This window comes from Mesorhizobium hunchu (assembly GCF_040081975.1).
Classification (GTDB): Bacteria; Pseudomonadota; Alphaproteobacteria; order Rhizobiales; family Rhizobiaceae; genus Mesorhizobium; species Mesorhizobium hunchu.
In genome coordinates, this window is record NZ_JBEBMG010000009.1 from 54494 (window position 1) to 77211 (window position 22718).

At 65.9% G+C, this 22718-nt stretch carries 21 protein-coding genes; 14 read left to right on the top strand and 7 right to left on the bottom strand.

Annotation, left to right across the window (positions count from 1 at the left end; genetic code table 11):
- The 6 genes from ABMA46_RS15955 to ABMA46_RS15980 form a co-directional block, all read right to left on the bottom strand.
- The gene (locus tag ABMA46_RS15955; RefSeq protein ID WP_349000797.1) at nucleotides 1–1035 is read right to left on the bottom strand and encodes a polysaccharide deacetylase family protein; all 1035 of its coding nucleotides are present in this window, start codon (nucleotides 1033–1035) and stop codon (nucleotides 1–3) included.
- Between the two features lie 13 nt (nucleotides 1036–1048).
- Nucleotides 1049–2272 carry a carboxylate--amine ligase gene (locus ABMA46_RS15960; protein WP_349000799.1) on the bottom strand — a complete coding sequence of 408 codons (1224 nt, stop codon included), beginning with the start codon at nucleotides 2270–2272 and terminating at the stop codon, nucleotides 1049–1051.
- A gap of 155 nt (nucleotides 2273–2427) precedes the next feature.
- Nucleotides 2428–3519 carry an alcohol dehydrogenase family protein gene (locus tag ABMA46_RS15965; RefSeq protein ID WP_349000800.1) on the bottom strand — a complete coding sequence of 364 codons (1092 nt, stop codon included), beginning with the start codon at nucleotides 3517–3519 and terminating at the stop codon, nucleotides 2428–2430.
- A 312-nt stretch (nucleotides 3520–3831) separates the two neighbouring features.
- Complete coding sequence (locus ABMA46_RS15970) at nucleotides 3832–5205, bottom strand: aspartate aminotransferase family protein (RefSeq protein WP_349000801.1); 1374 nt, start codon at nucleotides 5203–5205, stop codon at nucleotides 3832–3834.
- A 43-nt stretch (nucleotides 5206–5248) separates the two neighbouring features.
- Complete coding sequence (locus tag ABMA46_RS15975; RefSeq protein ID WP_349000803.1) at nucleotides 5249–6748, bottom strand: NAD-dependent succinate-semialdehyde dehydrogenase; 1500 nt, start codon at nucleotides 6746–6748, stop codon at nucleotides 5249–5251.
- Nucleotides 6749–6893: 145 nt separating this feature from the next.
- Nucleotides 6894–7382, bottom strand: coding sequence for an Lrp/AsnC family transcriptional regulator (locus ABMA46_RS15980; RefSeq protein WP_349000804.1), 489 nt, complete (start codon nucleotides 7380–7382; stop codon nucleotides 6894–6896).
- An 83-nt stretch (nucleotides 7383–7465) separates the two neighbouring features.
- On the opposite strand from ABMA46_RS15980, the gene ehuR reads away from it, so the two are divergent.
- From ehuR to doeB, 10 genes are all read left to right on the top strand, one after another.
- Entirely contained in the window at nucleotides 7466–8851 is a 1386-nt protein-coding gene (gene ehuR / locus ABMA46_RS15985) for a MocR-like ectoine utilization transcription factor EhuR (protein ID WP_349000805.1), read from the top strand.
- 125 nt (nucleotides 8852–8976) lie between these two features.
- Entirely contained in the window at nucleotides 8977–9762 is a 786-nt protein-coding gene (gene ehuA, locus ABMA46_RS15990) for an ectoine/hydroxyectoine ABC transporter ATP-binding protein EhuA (RefSeq protein ID WP_349000807.1), read from the top strand.
- 63 nt (nucleotides 9763–9825) lie between these two features.
- Nucleotides 9826–10677: an ectoine/hydroxyectoine ABC transporter substrate-binding protein EhuB gene (gene ehuB, locus ABMA46_RS15995; RefSeq protein WP_349000808.1), complete on the top strand. Its 852-nt coding sequence runs from the start codon at nucleotides 9826–9828 to the stop codon at nucleotides 10675–10677.
- Nucleotides 10678–10848: 171 nt separating this feature from the next.
- Nucleotides 10849–11508, top strand: a complete 660-nt coding sequence (ehuC, locus tag ABMA46_RS16000; protein ID WP_349000810.1) for an ectoine/hydroxyectoine ABC transporter permease subunit EhuC — start codon at nucleotides 10849–10851, stop codon at nucleotides 11506–11508.
- A 4-nt stretch (nucleotides 11509–11512) separates the two neighbouring features.
- Nucleotides 11513–12172 (top strand): ectoine/hydroxyectoine ABC transporter permease subunit EhuD, encoded by a 660-nt coding sequence (gene ehuD / locus ABMA46_RS16005; RefSeq protein WP_349000811.1) that lies wholly within the window; start codon nucleotides 11513–11515, stop codon nucleotides 12170–12172.
- Nucleotide 12173: 1 nt separating this feature from the next.
- Nucleotides 12174–12953, top strand: a complete 780-nt coding sequence (eutA, locus tag ABMA46_RS16010) for an ectoine utilization protein EutA (protein ID WP_349000813.1) — start codon at nucleotides 12174–12176, stop codon at nucleotides 12951–12953.
- 4 nt (nucleotides 12954–12957) lie between these two features.
- Nucleotides 12958–13950 carry a hydroxyectoine utilization dehydratase EutB gene (gene eutB, locus ABMA46_RS16015; RefSeq protein ID WP_349000814.1) on the top strand — a complete coding sequence of 331 codons (993 nt, stop codon included), beginning with the start codon at nucleotides 12958–12960 and terminating at the stop codon, nucleotides 13948–13950.
- Nucleotides 13947–14939 carry an ectoine utilization protein EutC gene (gene eutC, locus ABMA46_RS16020; RefSeq protein ID WP_349000816.1) on the top strand — a complete coding sequence of 331 codons (993 nt, stop codon included), beginning with the start codon at nucleotides 13947–13949 and terminating at the stop codon, nucleotides 14937–14939. Before eutB ends, eutC begins: the two co-directional genes overlap by 4 nt.
- A gap of 34 nt (nucleotides 14940–14973) precedes the next feature.
- Nucleotides 14974–16152 (top strand): ectoine hydrolase DoeA, encoded by a 1179-nt coding sequence (gene doeA, locus ABMA46_RS16025; protein WP_349000818.1) that lies wholly within the window; start codon nucleotides 14974–14976, stop codon nucleotides 16150–16152.
- A 4-nt stretch (nucleotides 16153–16156) separates the two neighbouring features.
- The gene (gene doeB, locus ABMA46_RS16030) at nucleotides 16157–17158 is read left to right on the top strand and encodes a N(2)-acetyl-L-2,4-diaminobutanoate deacetylase DoeB (RefSeq protein WP_349000820.1); all 1002 of its coding nucleotides are present in this window, start codon (nucleotides 16157–16159) and stop codon (nucleotides 17156–17158) included.
- Here the strand turns inward: doeB and ABMA46_RS16035 are convergent.
- On the bottom strand, nucleotides 17155–17628 hold the full coding sequence (locus tag ABMA46_RS16035; RefSeq protein ID WP_349000821.1) for an NUDIX hydrolase: 474 nt from the start codon (nucleotides 17626–17628) through the stop codon (nucleotides 17155–17157). The genes doeB and ABMA46_RS16035 overlap by 4 nt on opposite strands.
- A gap of 432 nt (nucleotides 17629–18060) precedes the next feature.
- Here ABMA46_RS16035 and ABMA46_RS16040 point away from each other — a divergent pair, with 432 nt between their 5' ends.
- The 4 genes from ABMA46_RS16040 to ABMA46_RS16055 all read left to right on the top strand — a co-directional run bounded on the left by ABMA46_RS16040 (nucleotide 18061) and on the right by ABMA46_RS16055 (nucleotide 22705).
- Nucleotides 18061–19701, top strand: coding sequence for an ABC transporter substrate-binding protein (locus ABMA46_RS16040; protein ID WP_349000824.1), 1641 nt, complete (start codon nucleotides 18061–18063; stop codon nucleotides 19699–19701).
- Nucleotides 19702–19718: 17 nt separating this feature from the next.
- The gene (locus ABMA46_RS16045; protein WP_349000825.1) at nucleotides 19719–20786 is read left to right on the top strand and encodes an ABC transporter permease; all 1068 of its coding nucleotides are present in this window, start codon (nucleotides 19719–19721) and stop codon (nucleotides 20784–20786) included.
- A gap of 145 nt (nucleotides 20787–20931) precedes the next feature.
- Complete coding sequence (gene nikC / locus ABMA46_RS16050) at nucleotides 20932–21858, top strand: nickel transporter permease (RefSeq protein WP_349000827.1); 927 nt, start codon at nucleotides 20932–20934, stop codon at nucleotides 21856–21858.
- Between the two features lie 10 nt (nucleotides 21859–21868).
- Nucleotides 21869–22705, top strand: coding sequence for an ABC transporter ATP-binding protein (locus tag ABMA46_RS16055; RefSeq protein ID WP_349000829.1), 837 nt, complete (start codon nucleotides 21869–21871; stop codon nucleotides 22703–22705).
- The last annotated feature ends 13 nt before the right edge of the window (nucleotides 22706–22718 follow it).

A 22718-nucleotide genomic window follows, 5' to 3' on the forward strand; every position in this document is an offset into this window, starting at 1 on the left:
CTACATCAACCGGAACGGAATGCCGGAGATCAGCGCCTTCACGTAGCGCTTCTTCTGGTAGAGGCCGTTGAGCGACACGCGGGCGATCGCCGTCGGCCGCTCGACGCTCCACGGCCCGAGCACGCCGGGCTGCGTGGTCACGCCGACACGGAATCCCAAGGCCTTCAGCACCTCGAATTCGCGTTCGCCCACGGCGGCTGGAAACCCGTAAGGGTAGGCGAAGGTGGTCGGGCGCTTGCCGACATAGGATTCAACGGCGTCCGCCGATCCCGAAATCTCTTCACGCAGTCTCGCCCCGTCGACACGGGCGAGCGCCACATGGGTCAGCGTATGCGCGCCGAACCGCGCCAACGGGTCCTTGGCCAGTGCGCTCAGTTCGCCGGCGTCCATGACCAGCCGGTCGGTGATGGCGAGCGGCTCGATGCCCTGCGCGCGCGCGGCGGCGTCGAGCGCCGCGATCCTTGCGTCCTCGTCGCCGGTCTGGATAAAGGTGCTGATGCGCTCGAAGGCTGCCGTCTTCCCGGCCGGCGTTTCCATCGCGATGGTTTCGACGCCGTCGCCGAAATCGAATCTCATCGTCGGCGCCTTCGTGATCAACTCCTCCGCTGTCTCCCACCACAGCGAGCGGGTGCGCTCGACGAAGCCCTTGGTGATGAAGATGGTGTAGGATACGCCATGCCGACGAAAGACGGGCGCGGCGTGGTCGGCATTGTCGCGATAGCCGTCGTCGAGGGTGAAGGAGATGAAGCGGCGTTTGTCGGACGGGTCGGCGAGCAGCGCCGGCAGGTCCTCCAGCGCGACCGGAACGAGGCCGCTGTCGAGCGCCGCCAGGATCGCCTCGTCGAGGAACTGCGGCGTCACCGACAGTAATGCATTGGGATCGTATGTTTTGGTTTCGGCGGGGCGGACATGGTGCAGCGTGAAGAGGACGCCGCGCCCGCCAGCCGCCGGCCATGCGTTCCAGGCGCGGGTGAGCGCCACGGCCTCCAACCCGCCTTGGATGGCGAACCGCTTGATCCTGTTCTTCAAGCCCACGGCCGCCGCCCGGTCAGCGCAGGATGCGGCGCGTCAGCACGCGCCAGGCCGTGAGCGGGATGTCGATCAGTCCCGGCACGGGATCGTCGCCCGCGAACGTCGCCCAGCTTCCGACACGTGGGAAGGACTTCAGATAATCGCCGGGGCGAAGTTTGCCGCGCGAAGCCAGCACCGCCGCCGCGACCATGTCTCGCACCAGATACATCCAGGCCGTTCCGATGCGGGCCTGCGGGCGCTCGACCGGAAATCCCCTGATCGCGTCCCACATCAGCCCGCCGAGATCGCATCCTGCGGCCGCGGCGAGGCTCATCCATGACCAGCAGCGCGGATTGACGTCGAGCAGCTTCAGCCTGCCGTCGCGCGGATCGCGCTTGTATTCGATCTCGACGAGACCGTGATAGGCGCTGGAGGCGAGCAGGAGCCGCGACACCTCCACCAGTTCCGGCTCCGCGACGATTTCGACAAAGGTCGAGGTGTAGCCGAAATCGACCGGATATTGCCGGCCGCGCCGCGCCGTGAACTCGGCCACCGGCGCTCCGTCCAGCCACAGCGCCGCGTAGGAGAACTGGCATTCGCCGCCGCCCGGAACGAGCTGCTGCACCACCACGTTCTCGATCCCGATCTGTCCGACCGCGTCGCGATAGGCGTCCGTGAAGCCGGCGCGGTCGTCGGCGCGCACCACCTTGGCGCGCGAGAAACGGTTGTCGCCGCCGCCCATATTGGGCTTCAACACTACCGGGAACCGGATATCGGCGGCCGCGGCCTCGTCCAGCGAGCCGAAGCGGTAGGTCGGCGGGATGTCGATCCCGAGCTCCTCCGCGCGGCGATAGAGCAGGGGCTTCTCGCACAGCCATTTCAGCCGTTCCCAAGGCGGCAGCATGACGCGGTAGTTTTTCGACAGCATGTCGGCCGATTGGGAAAGGAAGCGGACCTCCCCGTCCCCGCCGGGAACGAGCAGTGCGCCCTTGAGGCCCTCCGTGCCGGCAAGTTCGGTGAGAAAGGCGCGGGCGCCGCCTGAATCGGGGCCGGCCCATTCGCTGTGCCCCGCCAGGTAGCGCGACCATGCCGGCAGTGGCGTGTCGTTGGACACGTGCCACACCGGCACGCCCTTGCGGCCCAGGCTGCGCGCCAGCGCCAGCGTGCCATGTGCGCCGCCGAGGACGACGACGCCGGCCGGTGCGCCGAATCCGGCGTCCGGGTCGGCCGTCTCCGCGCTGTGATGAGGCTTGTCGGGCATCGGCGGCTCCGGCAATCGGCACTCATCGAAGGTCAAGTGCGCCATGGCAGGGCGATTGGGTTGATCCAATCGACCTTTAGCCGATACCTGTTAACAAACTGCTCGGAAGGCTGCCGCCGAAGCGATCCTGTCCCGGCCGGAAGGGCGGATTTCCGCTATCCAGCGACCGCGTCGGGAACCACCACCAGCTTGCCGACGAAATCCTTCGCCATGAAGTCGGTCTGCGCGCGATGGAAATCGGAGAGCCTGTAGACCCCGCCGACCAGCGGGCGAATCTTCTTTTCCTCGATATAGCGCACGATGCGGCGAAAATCGGCGCGCGTGCCCTGGCTGGAGCCGTTGAGCTGCAACTGCTTCAGGTACATGGTCCTGAGGTCGAGCTGCACGACCGGACCGGCGATGGCGCCGGCGGTGGTGTAACGGCCTTCGGGCCTCAGGATGCGCAATAGGTCGTTGAAGATCGCGCCGCCGACCAGGTCGGCCACCACGTCGATCGGCTTGCCGCCGGTCGCCTCGTTGACCGCACCGATCAGGTCGGGCGTGCCGCGCGTGATCACGGCCTCCGCGCCGATGTCGAGAAGCGCCTGCTCCTTGCCCTTGCCGACCACCGCGTAGGGAATGGCGCTGCGGGCGCGGGCAAGCTGCACGATGCCCGAGCCGACGCCACCCGACGCGCCCGTCACCAGCACGCGTTCGCCTTCTTTCAGCGCCGCGCGCTCCAGCATCTGTTCGCCGGTCAGGTAGGCGCAGCAGAAGGTGGCGAGCTCGATGTCGGTGAGATCGGTGTTGACGACATGGGCGTTCTCGGCCGGCAGCGCCTGGTACTCGGCATAACCGCCGTCGCGGCCGTGGCCCATATAGTCGATGTCGGCCAGCGAATCGTCGTCGCGGTTGTAGATGGAGAAATCGACCATCACCCGCTCACCGATGCGGGAAGCCGGCACGCCCTCGCCGACCGCCGCGATGGTGCCGACTGTGTCGGTGCCCTGGATGCGCGGAAAGGTCAGCGTGTTGCCCTGCCGTCTCCAGGTGGAGACGGCGGCGGCGTCCTCCTCCGTGCCGTAGGCGCCCTTGCGCACCCAGACATCGGTGTTGTTCATGCCGCAGGCACTGACCTTCACCACCACTTCGCCCGGCGCGGGCTTCGGCACCGGCACGTCGGTGCGATAGACGAGCTTGTCGAGATCGCCATGACCGGTAAGCAGCACGGCGGCCATGGCGGCGGGGAGGCGAGGCGAGGAAATCATAAGTCTGCAGCTACCTTGTTTTTCAGGGTTTTTAGGGAACTCTCCCTCGACAGGGCAGGGCTATCCCATCTGGCGTAGTACCCTCACCCCTAACCCCTCCCCTCAAGGGGGAGGGGAATTTCGTGGCAGCGCTACCACGCACCGACATTGGTGGTTTTGGGTAAGAGAGCGGTGTCAGCGTCTCCCTCCCCCTTGTGGGGAGGGGACAGGGGTGGGGGTGCGCGACAGTGTCATTGGAAGAAAATTCCATATGCGATGGCGCAGCCCTTTTTGCGGAGGCGATCCGAAGAGACTGAGAAAGCCCAACCCGCCTCAGCCCAGGACCGCCTTCACTGCTTCGGCCGTTTTGGCCACGACAATGTCCGCCTCTTCCTGCGTCAGGCAGAGCGGCGGCGCGAAGCCGAGGATGTCGCCCTGCGGCATGGCGCGACCGATGACGCCGCGCTCGGCAAGCGCGGCCGCGACCTGCGGGCCGATCTTCTTCGCGGGATCGAAGAACGTGCGGTCGTCCCTGTCCTCGACGAATTCCACCGCCGCCAACATACCCTCGCCGCGCACTTCGCCGACGTTCTTGTGGCCGCCGACGGCCTTGGCGAGCTCGCCCCGGAAATAGGCGCCCGTCTCGCCGGCGTTCTTCACCAGCCCCATCTCGTCGATCAGTTCGAGATTGGCGACGCCCGCCGCCGCGCAGATCGGATGCGCCGAATAGGTCCAGCCGTGGCCGATCGGTCCGAGCTTGTCCGACCCTTCGACCAGGACCTTCCACACCTTCTCGCCGACGACGACGCCTGACAGCGGCGCGTAGGCCGAGGTCAGGCCCTTGGCGATGGTGATCAGATCCGGCTGGATGCCGTAGTGGTCGGAGCCGAACATGGAGCCGAGACGCCCGAAGCCGGTGACGACCTCGTCGGCGACCAGCAGGATGTCGTACTTCTTCAGCACCGCCTGAATCTTCTGCCAGTAGGTCTTCGGCGGCGGCACGATGCCGCCGGTGCCCAGCACCGGCTCGCCGATGAAGGCGGCGATGGTCTCCGGCCCCTGCGCTAGGATCAGCTTTTCGAGCTGGTCGGCGCAATATTGCGCGAACTGCTCCTCGGACTGGAAACGGTCCTCGCGCCGGTAGTAGTAGGGCGCTTCCGTGTGCAGGATCGGCGCGCGCGGCAGGTCGAAGGCGTTGTGGAAGCCGGCCAGCCCGGTCAGCGAGCCGGTCATCACGCCGGAACCGTGGTAGCCGCGCCAGCGCGAGATGATCTTCTTCTTCTCGGGTCGGCCGAGCACATTGTTGTAGTACCAGATCAGCTTGATGTTGGTCTCGTTGGCGTCGGAGCCGGACAGGCCGTAATAGACCCTCGACATACCCTTGGGCGCGCGGTCGATGATCATCTTGGAGAGCCGGATCGAGGCGTCGGTGCCGTGGCCGACATAGGCGTGGTAGTAGGCGAGGCTCTTCGCCTGCGCCGCAATAGCGTCGGCGATCTTCTGGCGGCCATAGCCGACATTGACGCAATAGAGGCCGGCGAAGGCGTCGAGGCTCTTCCTGCCGCTCGTATCCCAGATCGTCACGCCTTCGCCGCCGGCCATCACGCGGTTCGGCGTCTCGCCGCGCGCGTGCATGCCCATATGGGTCGAGGGATGGAAGAAGTGGTCGCGATCCCAGGCGGTGAGTTCGTTGGATTGTTCGAGCATGTTTTTCTCCTTTTCAGTTTCGCCTCGCCACGTGCTGGGCGGCTCACGCCAGATCGAGGCAGATATATTTGAGCTCGGTAAAGGCTTCGAGGCCGTGCCGCGAGCCTTCGCGTCCGAGGCCCGAGTGCTTGACGCCGCCGAAGGGGATCGGCGCGCCGGTGATCTTGACTCGGTTGATAGCGACCATGCCGTAGTCGAGAGCCTGGCCCAAACGCCGCTGGCGCGCCCCGTTCTCGGTCACGACATAGGCCACCAGCCCGTATTCGGTGTCGTTGGCGCGCGCGACCACCTCCGCCTCGCTGTCGAACGGGGTGACGGCGGCGACCGGGCCGAACGTCTCCTCGCGCATGATGAGCGCATCGGCGGGAACGTCAGCCAGCAGCGTCGGCTGGTAGAAAAGTGGGCCGGCTTTGCCGCGCTGACCACCGGCGAGCAGGCGGGCGCCGCGCGAAAGCGCGTCGGCCACCTGCTCCTCGACCTTTGCCACGCCCCGTTCGTGCATCAGCGGGCCGATGTCGCTGCCGTCGTCGAGGCCGCTGCCGACCTTCAACGCCTCGATCCGTTCAGCATAGGCCTTGCAGAAGGCGTCGTGGATGCCGCGCTGGACATAGATGCGGTTGGCCGCCAGGCAATCCTGACCGGAGGTCGCGAACTTGGCGTCCATCGCGATCGCCACCGCCCGGTCGAGGCCGGCGTCGTCGAAGACGATGAGCGGAGCATGGCCGCCCAGTTCCATGACCAGCCGTTTCATCGTCGGCGCGCACTGTTTCGCGATCAGTCGGCCGATCTCGGTCGAGCCGGTGAAGCTCAGGGCGCGCACGCGGGTATCCTCGCACAGCCGTCCGACGATGGTCGCGGCGTCGCCGGTGACGACGTTAAAAACGCCGGCGGGCAGGCCCGCCCGCTCGCCGAGCTCGGCCAGCGCCAGCGCCGACAGCGGCGTCTCGGACGACGGATGCGAAACGATGGTGCAGCCGGCGGCAAGCGCTGCGGCAGCCTTGCGCGTCAGCATGGCGGACGGAAAATTCCACGGCGTGACGACCCCGACCACGCCGAGCGGCTCCCGCCGCACGATCATCTCGGCGCCTGGCAAATGGCTGGTGACGCTCTCGGCGTTCACGCGCTTGGCCTCCTCCGCATACCATTCCACGAAGGAGGCGGCGTAGTCGATCTCACCGCGCGATTCGGCCAGCGGCTTGCCCTGTTCGAGCGTCATGATGAGGGCAAGGTCCTCCTTCGCCGCCACGATCAGGTCGAACCATCTGCGCAGGACCTTCGACCGCTCCTGCGGCAACAGCGTCTTCCATCCCGGAAAGGCTTTTGCCGCGGCGTCGACCGCCTTGGTCGTCTGTTCCGCGTCGAGCGCGGCCACGAAGGCGACGGTGGTGCCGGTGGCGGGGTCGGTCACCTCGAAGCTGTCGGCGGAATCACCGGCCGTCCACTGGCCGTCGACATAGCCGAGTTCCCGGTAGAGCCGGCGATCGGAAAGCCGGTCTAGTGCGTCGTGGCGCAGCGAGCGGGCGAAATGGGCATGAGCGGACATAGGCGAAACCTCCGTGACGCCGGCCCAGTTTATGGGGCGCCTGCGCGAGAGAGAGGCTGTTGCCGGGCCGCCGCATAGAGAGTTTCTCTATCGGGCGGGAGCGCGGCAGGCGGTTTCTCTGGCCTCGTGGTCTCCGATCGGCCGCTCAGCCGCCCTGCACGATCTCCGTGACCGGCAGCAGGGTGTCCTCCTTCACCGTCTTGGTGACGATGTAGGTGAAATAGCGGTCGATGCCGATCTCGCGCTCCAGCAGCGAATCGACGAGCCGCTGATAGGCGTCGATGTCGCGTGCCATCACCTTGACGAGATAGTCGACGCCGCCGCCGACAGACCAGCAGGCGACGATCTCCGGCGTGTCGCGCACGACCCGCTCGAAGCGGTCGAAATCCGCCTGCCGGTGGTTGGCCAGCGTCACCTCCATCAGCACCGTGGCGACGGGGGCAACGGCGCGCATCGCCACCTTGCCGTGATAGCCCGAGATGACGCCGGCCTTTTCCAGCCGCGACAGCCGCATCCAGCAAGGGGTCGGCGACAGGCCGACCGTCTCGGCCAGCCTGAGCTTGGTGATGCGGCCGTCGCGCTGGATGGCGTCGAGTATCTTCAGGTCGATTGCGTCGAGTTTTGGCGTGGGCATCGGCGTCGGTTTTCGTTGCGCCGCCACCATGCAGGCGCATGATTTCGATTGTCAATTGCACTGATTTCGATCTCTAATAAGTCATGACATTGTGGCAGCCTGATCCCACCCTCATTCGCCGTCCGGCCTACCTCTCCCTGGCCGACCAGTTCGCTCGCGCCATCCATGACGGAAGGCTGCCGAACGGCGCCCGCCTGCCGACGCACCGGGCGCTGGCGGAAGACCTCGATCTGTCCGTCCAGACGGTGTCGCGCGCCTATGAGGAACTGATCCGCCGCGGCCTGGTTTCCGGCGAGATCGGACGCGGCTCCTTCGTGCAGACGCAGCGCCGCGAGCCGGAACCGCCCTATCTGCCGGAACGGCTGGGCGAACTGATCGACCTGTCGATCCTCAAGCCTGTCTGCGAGACCATGCACCACGAGCGCCTCAAGCAGGCCCTCGCCTGGCTGGCGGAAACCCTGCCCGCAAGCTCGGCGCTCTCCTTCCGTCCCAACACGGTGTTCCCGCGCCACCGCGCGGTGGCGGTCGACTGGCTGAAACTGTGCGGCCTCGACGTGTCGCCGCAGAACGTCACGCTGACCAACGGCGCCACCGCCGGCATGACCGTCGCGCTGATGAGCGTGGCGCCGCCTGGCTCCACGGTCGCCACGGAGGCCATCGGCCATCATACCCTGGTGCCGCTGGCGCGCTATCTCGGCTTCCATCTCGAAGGCCTGCCGATCGATGGCGACGGCATCATCCCCGAAGCGCTGGACGAAGCCTGCCGGATGTCGGACATCCGCGCCGTTTTCGTGCAACCATCTGTCATCAATCCGACGGCCACGCTGATGGGCTCCGTGCGACGTTCGCAACTGGCTGAGGTCGCGCGCAGGCACGACATTGCCGTCATCGAGAACGACGTGCTGGGTCCGCTGGTCGAGGAGCGTCCGCCGCCTGTCGCCTATTTCGCGCCGGAGCGTACGCTCTACGTCACCTCCTTTTCCAAGATCACGGTGCCGGGCCTGCGCATCGGCTATTTGGCGACACCCGACCGCTATGTTGCCGCCGTCGCCAACCGCCATCTCGTGTCGAACTGGATGGCGACGCCGATGGTGGCGGAGATCGCGACCAGATGGGTCGCCGACGGCACCGCCTTCGACCTGGTGCTCTGGCAACGCGAAGCCTTGCGGCGCCGGTTGGAGATCGCGGCCGAAGCGCTCGAGGGCGTGGCCTACCGGACCGCCCGCGATGCCCTGCATGTCTGGCTGGAATTGCCGCACGATCGCGTCGAGGAAGCTTTCGTCGCGCAGGCGCGCCTGCAGGGCGTCGCGATCGCGCCCGGCATGTCGTTCCGTATCGCCGAGACGCCCTGGAAGCCGGCCGTGCGCATATCGCTGGGCTCGACGACGGAAGGAGAACTGCGCGCCGGCCTCGGCGTCGTCACCCGTCTGTTGCTCGGCGATCCCGAGCATCTGCTGCTCGCAATCTAGGCGCGTTTCGCCGCAAAATTGTGCGGAATCGGAAATATTGTCATGATTTTATTTTCCTGATTGACATGATTTTCGGCCTTCCGCATCGTAAGAGCGAGAAGGTCAGTCCAGGACGGGGGACGCGTTTGACTGCGCCCATCATCAAGATCGACGCCATTTCCAAGAATTTCGGCGCCCTGAGGGTGCTCGACGGTCTGTCGATGGAGGTCAAGCCTGGCGAGAAGCTGGCGTTGATCGGCCCGTCCGGTTCCGGCAAGACGACCATATTGCGCATTCTGATGACGCTGGAACGCATCGACGCCGGCCACATCCAGATCGACGGCGAGCATCTCTATCACATGGAGCGCAACGGCCAGTTGATGCCGGCGGACGAGCGCCATCTCACCCGCATGCGCGAGAAGATCGGCATGGTCTTCCAGCTGTTCAACCTGTTTCCGCACAAATGCGTGCTCGACAATATCACGCTCGCGCCGATCCTCACCAAGGGCACGCCGCGCGCCGCCGCGGAGAAGCGCGCCATGGAACTGCTCGACATGGTGGGCCTTGCCGACAAGGCGAAGTCGATGCCGGCGCAGCTTTCGGGCGGCCAGAAGCAGCGCGTAGCCATCGCCCGCGCGCTGGCGCTCAGCCCGAAGATCATGCTGTTCGACGAGGTCACCTCCGCGCTCGACCCGGAACTGGTCGAGGAGGTGCTCAACGTCATGCGCAAGCTCGCCGACGAGACCGACACGACCATGCTTCTCGTCACCCACGAGATGGGCTTCGCGCACGATTTCGCCGACCGGGTGCTGTTCTTCGACAAGGGCCGAATCGTCGAGGAAGGCAGGCCGGACGACATCTTCCGCCATCCGAAGCAGGAGCGCACGCAGAGCTTCCTGAAGAAGATCATCGCGGCCGGACACCGGGTCTGACCGCATGTCGGGCGGCGCGCCGCCCAAACCACGAATGAACCAAAAACCAAGGAGCTGGGAACAATGAGGAAGTTTGTGAATCTGGCCGCGGTCGCCGGCCTTGCCGTCGTGACGACGCTCGCCGCCATCGCGCCGGGATCGGCGGACGACGCCAAGCTGGAGACCCTCAAGAAGCAGGGTTTCGCGCGCCTCGCCATCGCCAACGAGCCGCCCTATACGGCCGTCGCCGCAGACGGCAAGGTATCGGGTGCTGCCCCGGACGTCGCCCGCGAGATCTTCAAGAAGCTCGGCGTGGCCGACGTAGTCGCCTCGATCTCCGAATACGGCGCCATGATCCCCGGCCTGCAGGCCGGCCGTTTCGACGTCATCACCGCCGGCCTGTTCATGAAACCGGAACGCTGCGCGGCGGTCGCCTATTCCGAGCCGGTGCTGTGCGACGCCGAGGCGCTGCTGGTCAAGAAAGGCAATCCGAAGGGCTTCAAGAGCTACGAGGACATCGCCAAGGACAGCTCCGCCACCATCGGCGCGCCCGGCGGCGGCACGGAAGAGAAGCTGGCACTCAACGCCGGCGTGCCGCGTGACCGCGTCATCGTCGTGCCGGACGGCCAGAGTGGCCTCAAGATGGTGCAGGACGGCCGCATCGATGCCTATTCGCTGCCTGTGCTGTCGATCAACGACCTGATGAAGAAAGCCAACGATCCGAACCTCGAAGTCGTCGCTCCCGTGCAGGGCGCTCCGGTGTATTGCGATGGTGCGGCCTTCAACAAGAACGACACGGCGCTGCGTGATGCCTTCGACGTGGAACTGGCCAAGATGAAGAAGTCGGGCGAGTTCGCCAAGATCATCGAGCCCTACGGCTTCTCGGCCGCGGCCGCGATGTCCACCACGCGCGACAAGCTCTGCGCGGCGAAGTGAGGTCTTTTTTTCCTTCTCCCCGCTTGCGGGAGAAGGTGACCCGGAGGGTCGGATGAGGGGCAGAGCCATGTTCTGCAAGCTTGGCACCGCCCTCCATCTGCCTGCCGGCGTCTTCTTCGCGAAAATGCGGGGAAGAATGCAGTTCCAACGTCTCCGCCAACCGGAAACCCCATGACCGACACGTTCGGCTATCTCAACCTGATCCTGCAGGGCGCGGTCGTCACCGTCGAACTGACGCTGATGGGGTCCGTTCTGGCGCTGGTGGTGGCGTTCGCCGCCGGGCTCGGGCGCCTGTCGCGCTTCTTCGCCGTGCGGGCGCTCGCCACTACCTATATCGAGTTCTTCCGCGGCACGTCGATCTTCGTGCAACTGTTCTGGGTCTATTTCGTGCTGCCGCTGGCGGGCATCCAACTGACGCCCATGCAGGCGGGCGTGCTCGGGCTCGGCCTCAATGTCGGCGCCTATGCAGCCGAGGTGGTCCGCGGCGCCGTCCAGTCGATCGGCAAGGAACAGTACGAGGCCTGCACCGCGCTCAATCTCGGCCGCTGGCAGTCGATGCGCCATGTCATCCTGCCGCAGGCGCTGCTGGTCATGCTGCCGACCTTCGGCAACAACGCCATCGAACTGTTGAAGGCGACCTCCGTGGTGTCGCTCATCTCGCTCGCCGACATGACCTTCCAGGCGCAGGTGGTACGGTCGCAGACCGGCGACACGATGTTTCCGTTCGCGACCATCCTCATCCTCTATTTCATCATGGCTTCTGCGATCACCTGGGCGATCCGCGGCCTGGAGCGGCGCATGGCGCGCGGCCTCGATGGCGTGAGGACGTAGCGTCATGGATTGGGACTGGAATTTCGTCTGGCAGATTTTTCCGACGCTCCTCGAGGGCGTCAGGATCACCATTCTGGCGACGATCCTCGGCTCGATCGTCGCGGCGATCGTTGGCCTGCTGATCGCGCTGGCGCGCCGGTCCGAGAACCGCGTCCTGGCGCGCACGGTCGGCTTCGTCGCGGAATTCATCCGCGGCACGCCGCTTCTGGTGCAGCTCTATTTCATCTTCTACGTGCTGCCTGATATCGGCATCCTGCTGCCGCCCCTGGTGGCGGGCGTGATCGGGCTCGGCCTTCACTACGGAACCTATGCGGCTGAGGTCTATCGCGGCGGCATCGACAATGTGCCGCGCGGCCAGTGGGAAGCGGCGAAGGCCTGCAATCTCACCGCGCGCCAGACCTGGATCCACGTCATCCTGCCGCAGGCCATCCCGCCGATGATCCCGGCGCTGGCCAATTATTTCGTCGCCATGTTCAAGGAGACGCCGCTGCTTTCGGCCATCACCGTGCTCGAGCTGATGAACCAGGCGAAGTCGGTGGCCAACACCTACTACCGCTATGTCGAGCCGATGACGCTGGTCGGCGCCTTCTTCCTCGTCATCAGCCTGTTCTCGGTCGTCCTGCTGCGCTGGCTTGAACGGCGCTACGGTCGCGTGGAGCGGTGACATGGAACACATGCCGGAAATCCGTATATCGGGCAGCCGTCCGCCTCTCGACGCGCGTCCGCTGGAAAAGCGCGTCGGCCTGATCATCCTCGCCACCGATCACACCAGCGAGGTCGATTTCGCCCGCATGGTGGCGAGCGGGCGGATCGGGGTCTATGTGGCGCGCATTCCCTACGCCAATCCGACGACGCCGCAGAACCTGCGCGGCATGCAGCCTGCGCTCGCCGCCGGCGCCGCGCTGATCCTGCCGGACGAGCCGCTCGACGCCATCTGCTATTCCTGCACGTCCGCTTCCGTCGTCATCGGCGACGCCGAAGTCGAGGCCGCGATCGCGTCGGCGAAGCCCGGCGTTCCGGTCGTGACGCCGCCCAAGGCCGCGGTGCGGGGCCTGCGGGCGTTCGGCGCAAGGCGCATTTCCGTCCTGACCCCCTATACGGTCGAGACCAGCCGGCCGATGGCCGATTATTTCGTCGGGCACGGTTTCGACATCGCCTCCTTCACCTGCCTCGGCTTCGAGGACGACCGCGAGATGGCCCGCATCGCGCCGTCGGCGTTGGTGGATCTCGCGCGCGACGCCACCCATCCCGACGCGGAGGCCCTGTTCGTCTCCTGCACGGCCCTGCGCTCGGCACTGGTGGCGGCGCAGATCGAAAAAGCACTGGGCCGGCCGGTGGTCACCTCCAACCAGGCCAGCGCCTGGAATTGCCTCAGGCTTTGCGGCGACGAGACCGTACATCCCGAATGGGGCCGGCTGATGACCTTGCCGCTGGGGCCGGCGTGAGATCATGGCGGTGCCGTTCGTCACCCTTGCCGATATCGAAGCCGCGCGGGCGCGCATCGCCGGCGACATCGTCGCCACGCCTACGGTCGACTCGCCGTCGCTGAGCGAACGGTTCGGCGTGCCCGTCCGGTTGAAGCTGGAGCATCGCCAGACCACCGGCGCATTCAAGCTGCGCGGCGCGTCGAACGCCGTCGCGCTGCTGTCGGACGGAACGCGCGGCGTGACGGCGGCCTCGACAGGCAATCACGGACGCGCGCTGTCGCTGGCCGCCGGGCGGCGCGGCATTCCCGCCGTTATCTGCATGTCGCGGCTGGTGCCGGAGAACAAGCTGGTCGAGATCCGTCGCCTCGGCGCCGAAGCGCGCATCGTCGGGGCGAGCCAGGACGAGGCGCAGGTGGAGGCCGAGCGGCTGGTGGCCCACGAGGGCTTCGTCATGGTCCCGCCCTTCGACGATCCGGCTATCGTCGCCGGGCAGGGGACGCTCGGTCTGGAGATCGTCGAGCAGACCCCGGATGTCGAGACCGTGCTGATCCAGGTTTCGGGCGGCGGCCTGGCGTCGGGCGTCGCCGCCGCGGTCAAGGCGCTCCGCCCGAACGCGCGGATCGTCGGCATCTCCATGGCGAGGGGCGCGGCCATGAAGGCAAGTCTCGACGCCGGCAGGCCGGTCGACGTCGAGGAGGAAAGAACGCTGGCGGATTCGCTCGGCGGCGGCATCGGGCTGGAAAACCGGCTGACCTTCGCCATGTGTCGCGATCTTCTGGACGACCTCGTGCTTTTGACCGAGACCGAAATCGCCGCCGGCATCCGTCATGCCTACGCCGAGGAGCGCGAGGTGGTCGAGGGCGCCGGCGCGGTCGGCATCGCCGCCCTGCTGGCGGGCAAGGTCAAGGCCAGGGGACCTACGGTCGCGGTGCTGTCGGGCGGGAATGTGGACATGAACCTTCACCGCGACATCGTCAGCGGTGCATGGCGCGACGGACGGGAGCGGGCGGCATGACCCGCATGACGATCCTCACCGAGGCCGATCTCAGGACGGTCGTGAAGCTCGATCTCGACGCCGTCGCTTGCGTCGAAAATGCCTTCAGGGCGCTCGCCACCTTGCCGGTGGCGATGCCGCCGATCCTGCGCCTCGACATTCCCGAACATCATGGCGAGGTCGACGTGAAGACGGCCTATGTGCCGGACCTTGACGGCTTTGCCATCAAGATCAGCCCCGGTTTCTTCGACAATCCGAAGATCGGCCTGCCCTCGACCAACGGCATGATGGTCCTGCTGTCGGCGACGACCGGGCTGGTCGAGGCGCTGCTGCTCGACAATGGCTACCTGACCGACGTGCGCACGGCCGCCGCCGGGGCGGCGGCTGCCAAACACCTCGCGCGCGAGGATGCCGCGGTCGCCACTATCTACGGCGCCGGTATGCAGGCCCGCCTGCAACTGGAAGCACTGAAACTGGTTCGCCCGATCGAGGAAGCGCGCATCTGGGCACGCGATCCGCTCAAGGCCGACAGCGCGGCGGCGGAATTGCGCGAAAAGCTCGGCATCATGGTGCGCGCGGAGCCCGATGCTGCGAAGGCGGCGGCGGGTGCGGACGTGCTGGTCACCACAACGCCCGCCGCCGAGCCGTTGATCCATGCCGGTTTCGTCTCCGCCGGCCAGCATGTGACCGCGATGGGCTCGGACGCCGAGCACAAGAACGAGATCGCGCCGGCGATCCTGAAGCTGGCGGACCTCTATGTCGCCGACAGCGCCAGCCAGACACGGCGCCTCGGCGAACTCCATCACGCCGTCGACGCCGGGCTGATGTCCGCCGATACGCAAGTCACCGAACTGGGAGAAATCATAGCCGGCAAAAAGAGAGGCAGGCGCACGGCCTCCGACATCACCGTGGCCGACCTGACCGGCACCGGCGTCCAGGACACGGCCATCGCGACGCTGGCGCGGGATCGCGCCAAAGCGGTGGGCGCGGGAACGGTTTTCGAGAGCTGACGACGGGCGGCGCCCGCGTAAACGAGGAAAGACAATGCAGCCCAATCTGAAATTCACGCGCGAGGAATATGCGGACCGCCTCGCCAGGACGCGCAAGGCGATGGACGCCATGGGCATCGACGTGCTGATCTGCTCGGATCCGTCCAACATGGCCTGGCTGACCGGCTATGACGGCTGGTCGTTCTACGTGCACCAGGCCGTCATCGTGCCGCCGGACGGCGAGCCGATCTGGTACGGGCGCGGCCAGGATGCCAACGGCGCCAAGCGCACCGCCTATCTCGCCCACGACAACATCGTCGGTTATGCCGACCATTACGTCCAGTCGACCGAGCGCCATCCCATGGATTACCTCTCGCAGGTGCTCACCGAGCGCGGTCTCGGCGGCAAGCGCATCGGCGTCGAGATGGACAATTACTGGTTCTCCGCTGCCGCCTATGCCGCCTTGCAGAAGCATCTGCCGAACGCGCGGTTTTCCGATGCCACCGCGCTGGTGAACTGGCAGCGTGCCGTCAAGAGCCCGACCGAGATAGACTATATGCGCAAGGCCGCGCGCATCGTCGAGGCCATGCACCAGCGCATCGTCGACAAGATCGAGGTGGGCATGAGGAAATGCGATCTCGTCGCCGAAATCTACGACGCCGGCACGCGCGGCGTCGACGGTATCGGCGGCGACTATCCGGCGATCGTGCCGCTGCTTCCGTCGGGCGCCGACGCGTCCGCCCCACATCTCACCTGGGACGACAAGCCGATGAAGGCGGGCGAAGGCACCTTCTTCGAGATCGCCGGTTGCTATAACCGCTACCACTGCCCGCTCTCGCGCACCGTCTTCCTGGGCAAGCCGACGCAGGCCTTCCTCGACGCCGAGAAAGCGACGCTGGAAGGCATGGAAGCGGGGTTGGCGGCGGCGAAGCCCGGCAATACCTGCGAGGACATAGCCAACGCCTTCTTCGCCGTCCTGAAGACATACGGCATCGTCAAGGACAACCGCACCGGCTATCCGATCGGCATTTCCTATCCGCCGGACTGGGGCGAGCGCACCATGAGCCTGCGCCCCGGCGACCGCACAGAGCTGAAGCCCGGCATGACGTTCCATTTCATGACCGGCCTGTGGCTGGAAACGATGGGGCTGGAGATCACCGAGTCCATCCTCATCACCGACAATGGCGTGGAATGCCTGGCTAACGTGCCGCGCAAGCTGTTCGTGAAGGATTGACGCCATGCTGAGCATGTTGAGGCCGACACCAATCGTGCCGACCGTCGATTTCGACAGGGACGGCGCTCAGCACGGCTTTCTGCGCCTCCCCTACAGCCGCGACGACAGCGCCTGGGGGTCGGTGATGATCCCCATCTGCGTCATCCGCAACGGCACCGGGCCGACCGCGCTTCTGACCGGCGGCAACCACGGCGACGAATACGAGGGGCCGCTGGCGCTGTTCGAACTCGCCCGCACGCTGGATCCCAAGGATGTGTCTGGCACCGTCATCATCGTCCCGGCCATGAACTACCCGGCCTTCCAGGCCGGCACGCGCACCTCGCCGATCGACAGGGGCAACATGAACCGCGCCTTCCCCGGCAGGCCGGACGGGACGGTCACCGAAAAGATAGCCGACTATTTTCAGCGTGAACTGCTGCCACGCGCCAATATCGTGCTGGACTTTCATTCGGGCGGCAGGACGCTGGACTTCCTCCCGTTCTGCGCCGCGCATATCCTGCCCGACAAGACCCAGGAGGAAAAAGCCTTCGCCGCCGTCGAAGCGTTCTCCGCCCCCTATTCGATGAAGATGCTGGAGATCGACGCGGTCGGCATGTACGACACCGCCGCCGAAGATCTCGGCAAGGTGTTCGTGACCACCGAACTCGGCGGCGGCGGCACGTCGCGGGCGCACACGGTGCGGGTGGCAAGGCGTGGCGTCATGAATGTCCTTCGCCATGCCGGGATCGTCGCGGGCGAGGTCGAGACGACGCCGACCCAATGGCTCGACATGCCGTCCGGCGACTGCTTCTCCTTCGCGGAGGAGGGCGGCATGGTCGAGACGCTGGTCGATCTCGGCGATCCGGTCAAGGAAGGCGACGTGGTGGCCTGCATCCACGCCACCAGCCGTACCGGGCAGGCGCCGCAGGAAATCCGGGCCAAGATGACGGGCATCCTCACCGCGCGCCATTTCCCCGGCCTCATCAAGGCGGGCGACTGTGCCGCCGTCATCGCCGTGGAAGTTTAACGCCTGTCGTGCGCCCCGGCGTCGGCGAGCGCGTCGAGCAGCGGTCGCTGGCCGGCAAGGATAAGGCGACGGGCTTGGTCGAGGCTGAACCAGCCGGCCCGGTCGATTTCCGGGAAGGTTTGCATGCGGCCGCTGCGGGGCGGCCATTCCATCTCGAAGCTATTGGAGGCGAGCGCGGCGGTATCGAAATCGGCAACGGCGGCAAAGGCGACGACGGTCTTGCCGCCCGCCTGCTTCACGCGGCCCAATGGCCGGAGCGGGCCGTCATAGCGCCAGCCGGTCTCTTCCGTGAATTCCCGCCGGGCCGCGCTTTCGGCGTCTTCCTCCGCCTCGACGAACTCGCCTTTGGGGATCGACCACGCGCCTTCGTCGCGGCGCGCCCAGAACGGTCCGCCCGGATGGACGAGCAGGACCTCCGGGGCGGAGCCTTGCCGTCTATGGAAAAGGATGCCCGCACTCAGCCGTGCCATCGCGCCTTTTCTCCAACGCGCCGGTCCGCATCTGCTGCGGCAGAAGCCCGGCGCCTCTTCCGGCCGCGCCTCGTCCTGTCCCGGCGTAACCGCGTGGTGACGGTTTGCAATCGCTGACGACCGCGTTCCCGCCATGTCGGCGGGATGCCGCCCGCTTGTCAACGACACCATCCGGCAAGCGTGCCTTCTGCCGCTCAGGACCAGTTGACGGTTTGCTGTATGCCAGGGCTCGCACGGACCGGAATTGCCGCGATCGCAAGCGGATCGACGCGTCTTTGTCTCGGCATGGCGATGCCAAGCGCGTTGCCGTGCGCTTGCGGGCCGGATAAGGTCGAGGTTTCGGTGTGTCGGCCGGCGTCTATAGGATCGGCGCGGACCGCACCGCGAAGCAGCCGGGTCACGAATCCGGAACAACAACAGGGAACACAGAACATGAAAATGGAACAGTTCGCTTTCAAGTCCCGCGTATGGCTCGCGGGCGCGGCCCTTGCGGCGGCCCTTGCGGCGTCGCCCGCCTTCGCGGTCACCCCGGCCGACACGCTGGTCGAGGGCTTCGCCATCGACGACATCATCTCCATGGACCCGGCCGAGGCCTTCGAGCTTTCCACGGCCGAAGTCACCGGCAACACCTACGACCTTCTGGTCCGCCTCGACCTCAACGACACCTCGAAGGTCAAGGGCGACCTGGCCGAAAGCTGGACTGTTTCCGACGATGGGCTGACCTACACCTTCAAGCTCAAGCCGGGCCTGAAATTCGCTTCCGGCAATCCGATCACCGCGGCCGACGTCGCCTATTCCTTCGAGCGCGCCGTCAAGCTCGACCTGAGCCCGGCCTTCATCATCGACCAGTTCGGGATCAACGGCGATAACGTCACCGAAAAAGCCAAAGCGATCGACGACACCACCTTCCAGTTCACCGTCGACAAGTCCTACGCGCCGAGCTTCGTCCTGAACTGCCTATCCTCCACGGTAGGCTCGGTGGTCGATTCCAAGCTGGTCAAGGAGCATGCGAAGGCGGTGACGCCGAGCGACGACCACAAATGGGACAACGACTTCGGCAATGCATGGCTCAAGACCGGCTATGCCGGCTCAGGGCCCTTCAAGCTGCGCGAATGGCGCGCCAACGAGGCCGTCGTCATGGAGCGCAACGACAATTACTGGGGCGACAAACCCAAGCTCGCCCGCGTCATCTATCGCCATATGAAGGAAAGCTCGGCCCAGCGCCTGGCGCTGCAGAACGGCGACATCGACGTGGCGCGCAATCTCGAGCCCAACGACCTCAACGCGATCGCCGGCGATTCCAACCTGACGACCACCAGCGCCCCGAAGGGCACGGTCTGGTACATCAGCCTGAACCAGAAGAACGAGACGCTCGCCAAGCCGGAAGTGCGCCAGGCGTTCAAGTACCTGATCGACTATGACGCGCTCGGCTCGACCCTGCTCAAGGGAATCGGCGAGATCCACCAGACCTTCCTGCCCAAGGGCGATCTGGGCGAACTGGACGAGAACCCCTACAAGCTCGACGTGGCCAAGGCAAAGGAACTGCTCGAGAAGGCGGGGCTGAAAGACGGTTTCAAAGTGACGATGGACGTGCGCGTCGGCCAGCCGACCACCGGTATGGCGGAATCGATCCAGCAGACGGCGGCCCAGGCCGGTGTCAAGATCGAGATCATTCCCGGCGACGGCAAGCAGACCCTGACCAAGTATCGCGCCCGTAATCACGACATCTATATCGGCCAATGGGGCCAGGACTATTTCGACCCCAACTCCAATGCCCAGACCTTCGCGTCCAATCCCGACAATTCGGACGACGGCAAGGTAGCGACGCTCGCCTGGCGCAACGCCTGGGATATTCCGGACCTGACCAAGCAGACGGAGGCGGCACTGCTGGAGAAGGATTCGGCCAAGCGCGCGGACATGTACAAGGAGCTGCAGCAGAAGGTGCTCGACACCAGCCCATTCGCGATTATCTACCAGCAAATCGAAGTGGCGGGAATCAGCAGCAAACTCCAGGGCTTCAAGCTCGGCCCGAGCTTCGACACCAATTTCGTCAGCGAGGTCTCGAAGGAATAGCTCGAAAGGCTCGTTCCTTGAGTGCTGTCGAACAACAGGCTGAGACGCGCGGCGGTAACCGTCGCGCGCTCGCGGTCGCGAGCGGCATCGGCCGCTTCCTCGTGATCGCGGCGACGACCTATCTCGGGCTGTTGGCCGTCACCTTCTTCATCGGCCGGGTGATCCCGATCGATCCGGTGCTGGCCGTGCTCGGCGATCGCGCGCCGGCGAGCGTGGTGGAGCGCACGCGCCGCGAGATGGGCCTGGATCTACCGTTGATCCAGCAGTTCTGGCTTTATCTGAAGGCAGCACTGAACGGCGATTTCGGCACCTCGGTCCTGACCACGCATCCTGTCATGGACGACATCAGGCGGGTCTTCCCCGCGACCATCGAACTGGCGACAGTCGGCACGCTCATCGGCACCGTTCTCGGCGTGCCGCTCGGCGTGCTGGCAGCGGTCAAGCGCGGGAGCTTCATTGATCAGCTCGTGCGCGTCGTCGGTCTGATCGGCTATTCGGTACCGATCTTCTGGCTGGGCCTGCTGGCGCTGGTGCTGTTCTACGCCAGGCTGAACTGGGTGGCGTTTCCGGGCCGGCTGGACATCGTCTACCAGTACACCTTCACGCCGATCACCGGCTTCTACCTGATCGATTCCGCCTGGCAGGGGCAATGGGACGTCTTCTGGGACGCCTTCCGCCACATCATCCTGCCGGCCTCGCTGCTCGGCTATTTCTCGCTCGCCTATATCAGCCGAATGACGCGTTCCTTCATGCTCAACGAACTGACACAGGAATATATCGTGGCGGCGCGCGCCAAAGGCCTGTCAGAGCGGCGCATCATCTGGGGCCATGCGCTGCGCAACGCGGCCGTGCCGATGGTGACGGTCATCGCGCTGTCCTACGCCGGGCTGCTCGAAGGCTCGGTGCTGACGGAAACCGTCTTCTCCTGGCCGGGCATCGGCCTCTACATCACCGATTCGCTCCAGAACGCCGACATGAACGCCGTGCTCGGCGGTACCATCGTCATCGGCTCGGTCTTCATCGGCATCAATCTCCTGTCGGACCTGCTCTACAAGCTGCTCGACCCGAGGACGAAGGTGCGATGAGAACAGAGCTTCGCTGGAGGTCACCCCCATCCCTAACCCCTCCCCTCAAGGGGGAGGGGGACTTGGCGTGCGGCAGCTCCCCCTCCCCCTTGAGGGGAGGGGTTAGGAGTATCCTGGACAGTCGTCGAGCATCGGAGGCCTGTCCATGACCACTTCCGAGGCCGCAAGAATATCTCGCCGCGAATGGCTGCTGTCGGAGCGGCCGGCATCGCGCATGCAGGCGCGGCTTGGCCGCGCTTACGTCACCTGGCGGCGCTTCTCCGCCAACCGGCTGGCCATGCTTGGGCTGTTCATCATCCTGGCGCTGCTCGCCGTGGCGGCGCTTGCCGATGTCCTGGCCACGCACTCGCCCTATATCGGAGACCTCAAGAACGCCCGCCTGCTGCCGCCGAGCGCCGAATACTGGTTCGGCACGGACGATCTCGGCCGCGACATCTATTCGCGTATCGTCTACGGCTCGCGCTGGACGCTCTATGTCGTGGTACTGGTCGCCATCATCGCGGCGCCCATCGGGCTTATCGTCGGCGCCGTCGCGGGCTATGCCGGCGGCTGGATCGACGCGATCCTGATGCGCATCACCGACATCTTCCTGGCCTTCCCCAAGCTGATCCTGGCGCTCGCCTTTGTCGCGGCGCTCGGACCGGGTATCGAGAACGCCGTGCTCGCCATCGCCATCACCTCATGGCCGCCCTACGCCCGCATCGCCCGCGCAGAGACGTTGACCGTGCGCCATTCCGATTTCATCAAGGCCGTGGAGCTGATGGGCGCCTCGCCATTCCGCATCGTGCTTCGCCACATCATGCCGCTGTGCCTGTCCTCGCTGATCGTGCGCGTGACGCTCGACATGGCGGGTATCATCCTGACCGCCGCCGGCCTCGGCTTCATCGGCCTGGGCGCACAGCCGCCGCTGCCCGAATGGGGCGCCATGATTGCGTCGGGACGCCGCTTCATCCTCGACCAGTGGTGGGTCGCCGGCGTGCCGGGCGTCGCCATCCTGATTGTCAGCCTCGGCTTCAATCTCCTCGGCGACGGGCTGCGCGACGCGCTCGATCCCCGCAGCGGTGATCAGTGAGGAGGGGGCGATGAGCGACACGCTGCTGGACGTCGAAGATTTGCGCGTCACCTTCCCGACCCGGACCGGCAGCATAGAAGCGGTGCGCGGCGTCTACTTCTCACTCGGCCGCGAGCGGCTGGGCATCGTCGGCGAATCCGGATCGGGCAAGTCGCAGACCGGCCGCGCCATCATGGGCCTGACGCCGCCGCAGGCGAAGGTGACGGCGAAGAAACTCGACTTTGGCGGCATCGATCTTCTGGCGGCGCCGCCAGCCGAACGCCGCAGGCTGCGGGGCAAGCGCATCGCCATGATCCTGCAGGATCCGAAATACTCGCTCGACCCGGTCATGACCATCGGCCGCCAGATTGTCGAGACGCTGCGCACCCATGAAAAGGTGTCGAAAGCCGAGGCGAAGGCCCGCGCGCTCGACATGCTGGCCGCCGTTCAGATCCGCGATCCGGCGCGCGTCTTCGACCTGCATCCGCATGAGGTGTCCGGCGGCATGGGCCAGCGCGCCATGATCGCCATGATGCTGATCGCCGAGCCGGAGTTGGTGATCGCCGACGAACCCACCTCGGCGCTCGACGTCACCGTGCAACTGGACGTGCTGGCCATCCTCGACAGACTGGTCGCCGACCGCGGCATGGGTCTGGTCTTCATCTCGCACGATCTGCGCCTGGTGTCCTCCTTCTGCGACCGCGTCGTCGTCATGTATGCCGGCAAGGTGGTCGAGCAGTTGAAGGCGTCGGAACTATCGCGGGCACAGCACCCGTACACGCGTGGCCTGCTCGACTGCATGCCGAAGATCGGCGCCGACCGGCACCCACTGCCGGTGCTGGAGCGGCAGGCGGAGTGGGCACGATGATAAATCGTTTTCA